The sequence below is a fragment of the Proteiniphilum sp. genome (assembly GCF_040307845.1).
GTDB lineage: Bacteria > Bacteroidota > Bacteroidia > Bacteroidales > Dysgonomonadaceae > Proteiniphilum.
On the sequence record NZ_JAWRIS010000061.1, the window covers coordinates 169398 to 182299 of the forward strand.

Annotated in this window: 10 protein-coding genes; 4 read left to right on the plus strand and 6 right to left on the minus strand. The window is 45.2% G+C overall.

The features are described from left to right. The first annotated feature begins 108 nt into the window (after positions 1-108). Complete coding sequence (locus ABV001_RS15340; RefSeq protein ID WP_352423615.1) at positions 109-3348, plus strand: S41 family peptidase; 3240 nt, start codon at positions 109-111, stop codon at positions 3346-3348. A 207-nt stretch (positions 3349-3555) separates the two neighbouring features. Beyond that, on the plus strand, positions 3556-4587 hold the full coding sequence (gene galE, locus ABV001_RS15345; RefSeq protein WP_352423616.1) for a UDP-glucose 4-epimerase GalE: 1032 nt from the start codon (positions 3556-3558) through the stop codon (positions 4585-4587). A gap of 10 nt (positions 4588-4597) precedes the next feature. Here the strand turns inward: galE and ABV001_RS15350 are convergent, their stop codons facing one another. Beyond that, positions 4598-5434 (minus strand): phosphatidate cytidylyltransferase, encoded by an 837-nt coding sequence (locus ABV001_RS15350; protein ID WP_352423617.1) that lies wholly within the window; start codon positions 5432-5434, stop codon positions 4598-4600. Then, positions 5431-5880, minus strand: coding sequence for a DUF5606 family protein (locus ABV001_RS15355; protein WP_352423618.1), 450 nt, complete (start codon positions 5878-5880; stop codon positions 5431-5433). The genes ABV001_RS15350 and ABV001_RS15355 overlap by 4 nt, the downstream gene beginning before the upstream one ends. Before the next feature lie 210 nt (positions 5881-6090). Between ABV001_RS15355 and ABV001_RS15360 the strand changes: the two genes are divergently transcribed. Then, a complete protein-coding gene (locus tag ABV001_RS15360; RefSeq protein ID WP_352423619.1) occupies positions 6091-7284 on the plus strand; it encodes a lactonase family protein in 1194 nt (397 codons plus the stop codon). Positions 7285-7364: 80 nt separating this feature from the next. On the opposite strand, the gene metA is transcribed toward ABV001_RS15360, so the two are convergent. The 4 genes from metA to ABV001_RS15380 all read right to left on the minus strand — a co-directional run bounded on the left by metA (position 7365) and on the right by ABV001_RS15380 (position 11200). After that, the gene (gene metA / locus ABV001_RS15365; protein WP_352423620.1) at positions 7365-8300 is read right to left on the minus strand and encodes a homoserine O-acetyltransferase MetA; all 936 of its coding nucleotides are present in this window, start codon (positions 8298-8300) and stop codon (positions 7365-7367) included. A gap of 27 nt (positions 8301-8327) precedes the next feature. Then, on the minus strand, positions 8328-8780 hold the full coding sequence (gene pyrI, locus ABV001_RS15370) for an aspartate carbamoyltransferase regulatory subunit (protein WP_352423621.1): 453 nt from the start codon (positions 8778-8780) through the stop codon (positions 8328-8330). A 228-nt stretch (positions 8781-9008) separates the two neighbouring features. Next, a complete protein-coding gene (pyrB, locus tag ABV001_RS15375) occupies positions 9009-9923 on the minus strand; it encodes an aspartate carbamoyltransferase (protein WP_352423622.1) in 915 nt (304 codons plus the stop codon). 74 nt (positions 9924-9997) lie between these two features. Further along, the gene (locus tag ABV001_RS15380) at positions 9998-11200 is read right to left on the minus strand and encodes a saccharopine dehydrogenase family protein (protein WP_352423623.1); all 1203 of its coding nucleotides are present in this window, start codon (positions 11198-11200) and stop codon (positions 9998-10000) included. A 256-nt stretch (positions 11201-11456) separates the two neighbouring features. Here ABV001_RS15380 and ABV001_RS15385 point away from each other — a divergent pair, with 256 nt between their 5' ends. Beyond that, positions 11457-12779 (plus strand): mechanosensitive ion channel family protein, encoded by a 1323-nt coding sequence (locus ABV001_RS15385; RefSeq protein WP_352423624.1) that lies wholly within the window; start codon positions 11457-11459, stop codon positions 12777-12779. Positions 12780-12902 lie beyond the last annotated feature (123 nt).

Below are 12902 nucleotides of genomic sequence, written 5' to 3' on the forward strand. Positions count from 1 at the left end.
TTCGGGGCTATTATGGTTTTAGGTTTTATAAATTTTATGTAATTTTGCAAATGGATGGTGCGCGCGGTATAATGCCGTCTGAACCCTAATGATATAATACATATTCCGATGAGAAAAATCCTTCTTTCATCCTTTTTTTTCCTGGCTGTTTTTTGGTTGCATGCCCAGGAAATACCTCTCTGGCTCCGTAACAGTGTGATCTCCCCGGACGGTGCTGCCGTGGCATTTACCTATAAAGGGGATATATTCACCGTGCCTGTCTCCGGCGGCAGGGCTACACAAGTGACTTCACACGCATCCTACGATACACGTCCTGTATGGTCGCCAAAGGGAGACAAGCTGGCTTTTGCTTCCAACCGTGAAGGAAATTTTGATGTATATGTGATTACGCTCCAAACCGGAGAAATTAAACGGATCACTACCCATTCCAATAATGAATACCCTGAAGGATTCCAAAACGATACCACCGTACTGTTCAGCGCCTTTATCCAGCCTGCGCAGGAAAGCCAGCAGTTCCCGATGGGATTGTTCAATCAGATATATGCCGTGACGCTGCAAGGAGATCGTCCGTGGATGGTCTCTCCGATCCATATGGAAAATATTGCCCAACAGGGTAATCTTTGGCTTTATACCGACAGGAAAGGTTATGAGGATGTATGGCGAAAACATCACACCTCGTCCATTACCCGTGATGTGTGGTTGTATGACAGCAAAAAGAAAACGCACCGCAAACTGACTGCTTTTAAAGGTGAAAACCGCAATGGTGTTTGGTCGTCCGAAGGGAATAGCTTTTATTACCTGAGTGAGCAGGATGGGACGTTTAACGTATATCGTGGCGACCTTGAAGGAGGTACCCCGGTACAGCTGACACATTTCAAAGACCACCCCGTACGCTTCCTCTCGATCGATAGAAACGATAATCTTTGTTTCTCTTTTAATGGAGAATTGTACTATATGAAGAAAGGGGAAAAACCTCGTAAAATTGATGTCCGTACCGTTTCAGACAATTTTGAAAGGGATGTGGTTCACCAGACCCTTACTACCGGCGCAAGAAGTATCGCTGTCTCTCCCAACGGAAAGGAGATCGCTTTTATTGCCCGTGGCGATGTATTCGTCACTTCCATTGAATTCAATACCACGAAGCGAATTACTGATACCGCGGAACAGGAGCGTGATGTGGATTTCAGTCCCGACGGACGTTCGCTCGTTTATTCGGCGGAACGCGACCATACCTGGAACATCTACCGTACAGAACTGGTACGTAAAGAGGATAAATATTTCTGCTATGCCCGCGAACTGAGAGAGACAAAGCTGACTGATACAGGTGCTCCTTCCTTCCAACCGCTGTTTTCTCCCGACGGGAAAGAAATCGCTTATCTGGAAGACCGTTCCGCGATCTATGTGCTCAATATAGAAAGCAAAAAGTCGCGGAAGGTGATGGATGCCAAATACAATTATTCCTACAGCGATGGTGACCAATGGTTCCAGTGGTCGCCCGACAGCAAATGGATCCTCTCGGATTATATCGATACGGGTGGTTGGAATAATAAGGACGTAGCGCTGATCAGGGCTGATGGCAAGGGTGGGACGACCAATCTCACGCTCAGCGGTTATACCGACGTGCGTGCCAAATGGGTGCTGGAGGGTAAAGCCATCCTGTTCTTCTCCGACCGGGCCGGATATCGTAGCCATGGCAGCTGGGGAGCGCATCGCGATGCTTACCTGATGTTCCTTACTCCCGATGCCTATGATGATTTCCGGATGGATAAGGAAGAGCGGGCATTGAAAAAAGAAATGGAGAAGGAGACGAAGGAGAAAGATAAGAAAAAGGAGAGCAAAGAGAAAAAGGGGGATAAGGATGACAACGATGAATCGAAAGCTGAGAAGGATTCAACCAGGACGGTGGAGCCGCTTGTATTCGACCTCGATAACCGCCGTCACAGGGTGGTGCGTCTGACACGCCACTCTTCCAGCTTGTCGGATGCCTATCTCAACAAGGATGGATCAAAACTCTACTATCTGGCCAGTTTTGAAAAGGGTGTCGATCTGTGGGAGCAGGATTTCCTCGAAAACACGACCAAGTTGTTGAGCAAAGATGTGGGTTATGGTTTATTGCTTCCGGACAAAGAGGAGAAGAATTTATACTTGGTATCGCAAGGAAAGATAAAAAAGATAGAGAACGGGAAAGTAACCGATGTATCGTTCTCAGCTCCCTTTAACTATCGTGGTGCGGCGGAAAGGGCCTATATCTTCGACCATACATGGAAGCAGGTGAAGGATAAGTTCTATGATAAGGAGCTGCATGGTGTGGACTGGAAAATGTATGGCGAAACATACCGTCGGTTCTTGCCGCATATCGACAACAATTTCGATTTCGCTGAGATGTTGTCGGAGATGCTGGGAGAATTGAATGCATCGCATACCGGAGCGCGTTACTCGGCTCCCCGGAGCAGTTGGCAGACAGCTACCCTGGGCGTTTTCTGGGATGATTCCTATAAGGGGGATGGCTTGAAAATCAAAGAGATCATGAAAGGGAGTCCGCTTGTCAAAGCGAATACAAAACTGAAGGCCGGGGTGGTTATAGAAAAGATTGACGGGGAACCGGTGCAAGCGGGAAAAACCTGGTGGCACCTGCTCGACGGAAAAGCTGGTAAACATGTTATCATCACTGCTTATACACCCGGTGAAGGAGATCGGTTCGAAGAGATTGTCAAACCTATTACATCCGGAGAGGAAAATGAGTTGTTATATAACCGTTGGGTAGAACAGCGGGAAGAATTGACTGAAAAATATTCCGGCGGACGCATTGGCTATATCCATATACGTGGAATGAACAGCGAGAGTTTCAGGGATGTTTACCAGAATCTGCTCGGGAAATATCGGAATAAGGAGGCTGTAGTGGTTGATACCCGCTTCAACGGAGGAGGATGGCTGCACGACGATCTGGCAACGCTCCTGAGCGGAAAGGAATACCAAAAGTTTGCACCCCGCGGAGAATATATAGGAAGTGATCCTTTCAATAAATGGAATAAGCCTTCCATCGTACTGATGGGAGAGAGTAATTATTCCAATGCACACGGATTCCCATGGGTATATAAGGAGTTGGGTATTGGAAAACTGGTAGGTGCCCCGGTACCGGGAACGATGACCGCCGTATGGTGGGAGACCCAGATCGATCCGTCTCTGGTGTTCGGTATCCCGCAAGTGACTGTAGTGGATACGAAAGGTACTGTGATGGAAAACAATCAATTGGAACCCGATGTGGTAGTATATAATACCCCGGAATCACTGTCGAGTGGGGATGACCTGCAACTGAAACGTGCAGTGGAGGAGCTGTTGAAAAATTAGTGAAAAGTGAAGAGTGAAAAGTGAAAAGTGAAGAGTGAAGAGTGAAGAGTGAAGAGTGAAAAGTGAAGAGTGAAAAGGTTTATAAGTAGTTAGAATTTTGGAAGAAGATTTAATTCTTAATTCTTAATTTTTAATTCTTACTTCTTACTTCTTACTTCTTAATTCTTAATTAGTTTTCAGTTAATAATTTGTAATTAAATAAAGTCTATGTCGAAAAAAATTCTTGTAACAGGAGGAACCGGATATATCGGTTCTCATACCGTGGTCGAACTGCAACAGGCCGGCTACGAAGTGGTGATTATAGATAATCTGTCCAACTCTAATGCCGACGTGCTGGAGGGGATTACCCGTATTACCGGGAAACGACCTGTTTTCGATAAACTCGATTGTACCGATTTTGCAGCAATGAAGGCGTTGTTCAGAAGATATACTTTCGACGGTATTATCCATTTTGCAGCCAGCAAGGCAGTAGGTGAATCGGTGGAAAAACCGTTGTTGTATTATCGCAATAACTTAGTATCGTTAATCAACCTGTTGGAACTGATGCCGCAGCACAATGTGAAAGGGATTGTATTTTCTTCTTCATGCACTGTATATGGAGAACCCGATACAAATCCAATCGATGAGAATGCTCCTGTTAAACCGGCCACATCACCTTATGGAAATACCAAGCAGATCAATGAAGAGATTATTCGTGATTTTGTGCATTCGGGCGCCCCTATCAAGAGTATCATCCTTCGTTACTTTAATCCTATCGGTGCTCATCCATCGGCAGAGATTGGAGAATTGCCTTTAGGTGTACCCCAGAACTTGGTGCCTTATATCACCCAGACAGGGATTGGCATTCGCCAGCAATTAAGTGTTTTTGGTGATGACTATAACACACCTGACGGCTCCTGCATACGCGACTTTATCAATGTGGTGGATCTGGCGAAGGCGCATGTGATCGCCATTGAACGGATGCTGGAAGACAAGTCGGACGAGAAAGTCGAGATATTTAACCTGGGTACGGGAACCGGACTCTCTGTATTAGAGTTGATCAGGGTATTCGAAAAAGTATCCGGAAAGCCTTTGAATTATAAAATCGTCGGACGAAGGGAAGGAGATATAGAGCAGATCTGGGCACAACCCGATAAAGCCAATAATGTGTTGGGTTGGAAAACTGTAGAAACCATTGAAGATACCATGGCTTCGGCTTGGAAATGGCAGCAGCGTCTCCGGGAAAAAGGAACGATGTAACAGTTTGGATTTAAAAAGAATGGAACAGGATCAGATAGAGAAAAACGGCAGGGATAGCCACTAAAAGACTGTCGATCCGGTCAAGGATACCGCCGTGTCCCGGAATGAGATCGCCGGCATCTTTCACGTTGCAGGTACGCTTGATGAGTGATTCGAACAAATCACCCAAGGTGCCGAATAAAGCCACCACTACGGATAACCCCATCCAGAAAATAGGGGTGAAACCGGGATAGAGCCGGGAGAAGATCAGGGAGGCAAGCAGGGTGAAAAAGATGCCGGCGATAAATCCTTCTATCGATTTTTTCGGTGAGATATGTTCTATCAATTTGTGCTTGCCGATCAGTGATCCGATGAAATAGGCGGCCGTATCATTCACCCAAAGGAACACAAACAGTGCCAGCACCGGTACCCAATTATACTCGTTGTTGGCCATATCGGGAGAATAGGAAATAAACATGAGCAGGCTCAATGGCATGGTGATATAGACCTGTCCGAAAACCGAATAGATGATGCCGTGAAGGATATCATCCCTACGCAGGAAAATGGCTGAGGCAATGAGTATGAGCAGATAAGTCAGGATAAAGACAGGTAGGAGATAGATATTGATACTTTCCAGATAGAGGAAGACCGAAATAAAGATGACTACTCCCATCAGGATGTTGAATATCTTGCTGATAGCATGGGTGGTGTCTTTTTCTACCATGCGGTAAAATTCAAACAGGCCGGAACCCAGTATGGTTCCGAAAACGGCAAGGAATGAAAACCGGCCTCCCAGCAGACCGAAGAGTATGACCAGGATATAGATGGTGCCGGCTCCCGCACGGGTAAAGATATCTTTTAGGTTCATTCTGCTTCTTTCGTCTCGGATTCGGCCGAAGCTTCTTCTTTCGTTTCTTCCGCTTCTTCTGCCTCTTCCAGGTCGATGTTGTGCTCTGTGAGAATATTATACCAGGAAATCATTTTTTTTACATCTCCGGCATAGACACTGTCCCGGCTGTAATCGGGAAGTACCTCTCCCATATAAACAAACAACTCTTTTCCGGAAGGCTTGGAGCCCAAGGAAACCTGTTGACCACCTTCTTTTTCTTTTATTTTTTTGAATACCTCACGTAATGGGATGTCCCCACTTTGGGTATATATGGATACATCACTCAAGGCTACTACCTTTTCCTGTGCGTATACAGGTACACGCTTTCCATCGCCAAGCGATTCTACGATATTCATATTTTTGTTGGTGGAGACAAGTTTATACAAACCGGGACGGCCAGTGATGGACAATATTTCGGACAACATAATTAAATTCTGTTTAACGAGGGGTTTAATTTTTTAACGGTGCAAAAATACGGAGTCCGCGCCACATTCGCAAACTTTTTCCCAAAAAGAGAATTTGTTTCGGAAAAATAACGTACTTTCGTGGTAGTGCGCTTCGCGCGCAGATGGGAGAGTGGGAGAGTGGGAGACTGGGAGACTGGGGAGGTAATATCTAAAAAGAATAATGAAAAGATGATTAAAAAAATAGCAATGGCAGGTATGGCAGCGGCTTTGTTAGTTTCATGTACAGGAAACCGTTCCGGAAAAGCAGGCGATAGTAAGATCTCGGAAAAAATGCTTCCGTCAATAGAGACTATGAACGGGGATCTGTTCTTATTGGCAGGGACTTACACATCAGGAGAGGGCAGCAAGGGGATATACTTATACCGTTTCAATACCGATACGGGGAATTCCGATTCAATCAGTATGGTGGAGGTCGATAACCCGTCGTACCTGACTTTGAGTCCCGATGAGCGGTTTATTTACGCGGTAAGTGAAAATAATGAGTCAGGCAGTGCTGTGCACGCTTTCTCATTCGATAAACGGAGCGGAAAGATGGAACTGCTCAATTCCCGCCCTGTAAACAGTAACGGTCCCTGTTATATTACGATAGACAGTAAAGGCCGGAATGTGCATACAGCAAACTATGGAGGGGGAACCATTACTTCGTTTCAGGTAAAAGAGGATGGCACACTTACTTCTGCCGTCTCGCTGATCTCTTTCAGAGGATCGGGTCCGGATTCTGTTCGCCAGAAGAGCGCTCATCTCCATAGTGTAAGGTATTCCCCCGACGGGCAATATCTGTTTGCTGCCGATCTGGGAAGTGATAAACTTTACCGGTTCGATATCAATGATACTCCCTTTGAGGGACAACCGGCTTTGAGGGATAACAGTCAGAAAGAATTTATGATGCCTGCCGGTACCGGGCCGCGCCACTTCGATTTCCATCCCGACAGAGGGAGGTATCTCTACCTGTTGGGAGAGCTGTCGGGAGAAGTGATTGTCTTTGATTATGCTTTCGGCGAGTTGACCCAGAAACAGATAATACCCGCTGATACCACAGGTGCCAGAGGTAGTGCTGATATTCATGTTTCACCCGATGGACGTTTTTTGTATGCGTCAAACCGGTTACAGGCTGATGGGATTGCCATTTTCTCCATTGACCCGGACGAAGGAACGCTTACAAAGACAGGTTATCAATTGACGGCAAGGCACCCGCGTAATTTTGTGATCACGCCTAATGGAAAGTTCCTTCTGGCAGCGGGCCGGGATGATGATAAGATACAGGTGTTCCGTATCGATGCAGAGACGGGTTTACTCACCGATACCCACCAGGATATACATCTCAGTAAACCGGTTTGCCTGAAATTTACAGAAAAGAATTAAAAGCTAAAAACTAAGAACTGGGAACTAAGAACTTCATTATTGCTTAAAAAATGACAGTACCGGTAAAATGTTACTTCTTATTACAACTCTTGTAATTGTGCAATATCGGCAATATTAAAAGGTGTGGCCTGATAGACGAAGTAGTTCAACCAGTTTATATATAAAAGGTTCGCATGAGACCGCCATTGCACTAATGGAGGTTGTCCCGGATCGTTGTCCCTGTAATAATTCTGAGGGAGTTCAACAGATTCCATTCCTTTTTCCTTGTCTCGTGTATACTCCTTATGCAGGGTGGAGGGGGAGTATTCGGAGTGGCCGGTTACGTAAAACTCTCTTCCTCCCCGCGAAGTGACAATATATACACCTGCTTCTTCCGATTCGGAAAGAAGGGTCAGTTCGGGGTGCCGGTTGATCTCATCGGCAAGAATAGTGGTGTGCCTGCTGTGGGGTGCATAGAATTCGTCATCGAAGCCGCGGAACAAAGGGAATGCGGGATCGTTTATCTTATGTTTGAATACGCCGAACAGTTTTTTCTCCAATGGATATTTATGGATACCATAAAAGTGATGCAGTGCAGCCTGTGCTCCCCAGCAGATATAAAAGGTAGAAGTGACATGTGTGCGCGCCCAATCTAAAATCTGGGTGAATTCTTTCCAGTAATTCACTTCATTAAAAGGAAGCATCTCTACCGGTGCTCCGGTGATGATCATCCCGTCGTAATAAGCATTTTTTATTTTGGAGAATTTGGTATAAAATGAAATGAGATGTTCTATCGGCGTATTCTTGGGAGTATGCGTGGAGAGTCCCAGGAATTCAATCTCAATCTGGAGTGGAGAATTCGACAAAAGCCGTATAAGATCGGTTTCAGTCGTGACTTTGACTGGCATCAGGTTGAGGATCAGTATTCTCAATGGACGTATATCCTGTGTGGATGCACGCAGGTCGTCCATCACGAAAATGTGCTCCTTTTTTAATATCTCAATCGCTGGTAACTTATCGGGTAAATTGACGGGCATAATAACAACTGAATAACAATCGAATAACTACTGAAGCACAATGTCTTCTTTTTTAATTTTCACTTCGCAATAATGACACTGAAGTTCTACTTTTTCCTTATCTGTCACATGAAACCGGGTCTTCATCGGTTCATTGTTGGTGATACATTTGGGATTGTTGCACTTCACGATCTCTACAATCTCATCGGGAAGTACCACTTTCTTTTTCTCCACCACTTCAAAATTACGGATAATATTCAAATTTACATTGGGTGCTACCAAAGCAATGCGGTTGAGTTCATCTTCACGGAAGAATTTGTCTGATACTTTGATGATCCCTTTGGATCCCATCTTGCTACTCTTCAGATTATTACCGATAGTAATCCGGTTGTTCAGCTTTTGCAGCTGTAACAGTGAAACCACTTTAAAAACGGCATCACTGGGTATATGGTCGATGGCTGTGCCATTCTCGAGTGCTGCAACCTGTAGTTCTTTTCCCATAACTCTTTTAAAATTACCAATTACCAATTACTAATTACCAATTACTAATAACTAATTACACCTAATCACTTTTTCCACCCTTCGCTTCGCGCAATCTGCTATCGCTCGGCAAATGTAAGTAAACTTACTTTGCCCTCACTTACTCGCAGATTCTACCTTTCCACCTAACCACTTAATCACTTAATCACTTAATCACCTAAGCACTTAACCACCTAACCACTAAAGCACTTAACCACCTATTTTCATCAAGTCGCAGATGATGGCCTGGCGTGTGAACATACCGTTTTTCGCTTGCTCAAAATAGTAAGCTTTCGGGTTTTCATCCACATCCTGATCAATCTCTTTTACGCGTGGAAGAGGATGCATTACCTTCAGGTTTTCTTTGGAATCTTCCAGCATGCGGTTATGAAGGATATAAATATTTTTTACTTTCTCATATTCCATGAGGTCTGTAAAACGCTCTTTCTGTACCCGGGTCATATAAAGGATATCAGCGCTGTTGATCGCCTCGGGCGAGAAGTCTGTAAATTCCCTGTAAGGGATTTTCTTGTTATCGCAGAACGTTTTGTACTTGTCGGGGATATGCAATTCTTCCGGTGCCACAAAGTTGAATGTGGGGTTGAAGTGCGAAAGTCCCTGGATAAGCGAGTGTACCGCACGTCCGTATTTCAGGTCGCCCACGATGGTGACCGTGAGGTTTTCCAGTGTTCCCTGCGTCTCGTAGATAGTGAACAGGTCGAGCATTGTCTGTGTAGGATGCTGGTTGGAGCCATCTCCTGCATTGATTATGGGTACGGGCGATATCTCCGAAGCGTAGCGGGCAGAGCCTTCCAGATGGTGCCGCATGATGATGAGGTCGGCATAGTTGCTTACCATCATAATGGTGTCTTTGAGCGACTCCCCTTTGGTGGAACTGCTGGTAGCTGCGTCGGAAAAGCCGATGATGCGTCCGCGCAGACGGTTGACTGCCGTCTCGAAACTGAGACGTGTACGGGTAGACGGCTCGAAGAAAAGTGTAGCACACACTTTCCCCTGCAATAAATCCCGGTTGGGATTCTGCTTGAACCTGGAGGCACTCTTGATGATTCGATAGATATCATCCTTGTCGTAATCGACGATATTGACTAAACTTTTGATCCCCATTTATCTCTGTTTTCTGATTATTAACTCAACATTCACAAGTAGTATGATATCACTAAACCAAACGAATGGTAGAACTATACTTCCAGGTCTATATCGAACTGTTCGTGCCACGGCAATCCCTGTTTGTTGAGTTGCTCCATGAACGGATCGGGATTGAACTCTTCCACATTGTAAACGCCCGGTTTTTTCCAGATACCCTGTAAGAACATCATGGCGCCAATGGTCGCCGGTACGCCCGTGGTATAACTCACACCCTGGGCACCGGTCTCTTGGTAGGCCGCTTCGTGGCTACAGTTGTTATAGATATAGTAAGTGCGTTCCTTGCCGTCTTTAATGCCCTTTATACGGCATCCGATAGATGTTTCACCCGTGTAGTTCTCTCCCAGTTCGCCCGGATCGGGAAGTACCGCTTTCAGGAACTGGATGGGGACGATCTTTTGTCCGTTGTATTCCACTTCATCGATCCGCGCCATGCCGATGTTCTGTATCACGCGCAGGTGAGTGAGGTATTCCTGTCCGAAAGTCATCCAGAAACGTGCCCGCTTGAGGGTGGGGAAGTTTTTCACGAGCGATTCCAACTCTTCGTGATAAATCACGTAAGACTCTTTGGGTCCGATTTCGGGGTAGTTGAGCGGCTTGTGGATTTCGTGCGGCTCTGTTTCCACCCATTGTCCGTTTTCCCAATATTTACCTTTCTGTGTTACTTCGCGGATATTGATTTCGGGATTGAAGTTGGTGGCGAAAGCCTTGCCATGGTCGCCTGCGTTACAATCCACAATGTCGAGGTAGTGGATCTCATCGAAATGGTGTTTGGCGGCATAGGCGGTGAAAATGCTTGTCACCCCGGGATCAAATCCACAACCAAGGATGGCGGTCAGCCCCGCTTTTTCAAACTTATCCTTGTATGCCCACTGCCATTTATATTCGAACTTAGCTTCATCTTTCGGCTCGTAATTGGCTGTGTCCAGATAATTCACGCCGCATTCCAGGCAGGCATCCATGATGGTCAGGTCCTGATAGGGCAACGCTACGTTAATCACCAATTCCGGTTTATATTCATTGAACAGTTTTACCAGTTCCGGTACGCTGTCGGCATCTACCTGTGCTGTCCGGATCGTCACGCCTGTACGGCGCTTTACATCTTCGGCAATGGCATCACATTTACTCCTGGTACGGCTTGCCAGTATAATATCGGTGAACACATCGCTGTTTTGCGCCACTTTATTGGTCACTACCGTTCCCACGCCACCGGCGCCAATGATCAGTACTTTTCCCATATTCTTGTTAAGTTGTTTAGATATAATACATTTGAAAGCAATTCCTGTATCTGTTCATATCGGAGTACGGACTGCTTTGACAAAAATACAATTATTCTTTGAAAGATAATGTGCTTCGCGTAGTAAATGATAGTACACTTTTCCACCTTTCCTCTTAGTCACCTGTCCACTTAGGCACTTAGGCACCTATCCATTTGCACCTTTCTGCTAAAAACCGTACCTTTGTGTAATTTCATACATAAAAACAGATAATCTTATGAACGAAGAGAATATCCAACAAATTTCACGTTCAACCAATGCCATCAGCGATTGGTCCCTTCAATTGCTTCAAAATATTGGTGTTACCGACAACTGGGCCAAGTATGTCAATCTGGTCATTCTGCTGATAGTGTTAACGGTGTTGGTGTTTGTAGTGCAATACCTGACCCGTATTATCCTGCAGAATGTGCTTGATCGTTTTGGAAAAATAACGCGTGCCGAATTCCTTAACAATCTTTCCAAAAGACGGTTTTCCCATTATCTGGCAATGGTGATACCTTACAGCCTGATAAAGGGTTCTATCCCTATTATTTTTGACCAGTTTCCGAAAACAATGGCGTTTGTCAATAAGTTGGTCGACATCTTCCTGATATTCTATGTGATATGGCTCCTGATGTCAGTCCTGAATGCCTTCTTCGACACGCTTGCCAAGAAGCCAAGGATGAGGGATAAGCCTCTGGAAAGCTATGCCCAGGTGGTGAAAATTGTACTTTATTGTATTGGTTTTATCATTCTTTTCTCAATATTGACAGGACAGAATCCCGCCCATATCCTTACCGGACTGGGAGCCCTTTCCGCCGTCTTGATGTTGGTCTTCAAGGATCCTATTCTGGGATTTGTGGCCAGTATCCAGGTATCGGCCAACGACATGGTGCGTATTGGCGACTGGATCACCATGCCCAAATATGACGCCGACGGGGATGTGTTCGAGATCTCACTCACCACCGTAAAGATCCGGAATTTCGATAAGACGGTTACAACTATTCCGCCTTATTCACTGGTATCGGAGTCGTTCCAGAATTGGCGTGGTATGGTAGAGACCGGGGGCAGGCGGTTAAAACGTTCCGTTTTTGTGAAACAATCCACTATCCGTTTCCTGGAAGATGAGGAGTTGAAAGAATTGGAAAGGATAGGACTCATCACAGGTTATATCCGTACCAGAAGTGAAGAGATCAATGAATACAATCAGGCAAATGGAGCCGACAAGTCTCTTTCCATCAATGGGAGAAACCTCACCAACATGGGACTTTACCGGCAATATATTCTTTCTTATCTGAAGAATCATCCTCAAGTACATAAGGAATTACTGATACTGGTCCGCCAGTTGCAACCCACATCAAAAGGGCTTCCTCTCGAACTCTATTTTTTTACTGCTACTACCGAGTGGCTTAAGTATGAAGATATATGCTCCGATGTGATGGACCATGTGACTGCCGCGGCTAAATATTTCGACTTGCAACTTTATGAGGATGTGTCTAATCCGATTATCTCTGAAACATCCGGCTATCTCCGAAATACCCGGGATGCAGATGCGGATTGATTATAATGGTAATTTTTACCCGCTTGTAGTTTATTTAGAAAAAATCATGTACTTTTGTATTTTGTAAGAAGAAATTGGAATTAAAAAAGGTATAAGGTTATCAAGTTAACTAAGAATAATTTG

Coding starts and splice junctions, on each gene's coding strand:
- ABV001_RS15340 (WP_352423615.1), top strand. CDS start 109: ATGAGAAAAATCCTTCTTTCATCCTTTTTTTTCCTGGCTGTTTTTTGG.
- galE (WP_352423616.1), top strand. CDS start 3,556: ATGTCGAAAAAAATTCTTGTAACAGGAGGAACCGGATATATCGGTTCT.
- ABV001_RS15350 (WP_352423617.1), bottom strand. CDS start 5,434: ATGAACCTAAAAGATATCTTTACCCGTGCGGGAGCCGGCACCATCTAT.
- ABV001_RS15355 (WP_352423618.1), bottom strand. CDS start 5,880: ATGTTGTCCGAAATATTGTCCATCACTGGCCGTCCCGGTTTGTATAAA.
- ABV001_RS15360 (WP_352423619.1), top strand. CDS start 6,091: ATGATTAAAAAAATAGCAATGGCAGGTATGGCAGCGGCTTTGTTAGTT.
- metA (WP_352423620.1), bottom strand. CDS start 8,300: ATGCCCGTCAATTTACCCGATAAGTTACCAGCGATTGAGATATTAAAA.
- pyrI (WP_352423621.1), bottom strand. CDS start 8,780: ATGGGAAAAGAACTACAGGTTGCAGCACTCGAGAATGGCACAGCCATC.
- pyrB (WP_352423622.1), bottom strand. CDS start 9,923: ATGGGGATCAAAAGTTTAGTCAATATCGTCGATTACGACAAGGATGAT.
- ABV001_RS15380 (WP_352423623.1), bottom strand. CDS start 11,200: ATGGGAAAAGTACTGATCATTGGCGCCGGTGGCGTGGGAACGGTAGTG.
- ABV001_RS15385 (WP_352423624.1), top strand. CDS start 11,457: ATGAACGAAGAGAATATCCAACAAATTTCACGTTCAACCAATGCCATC.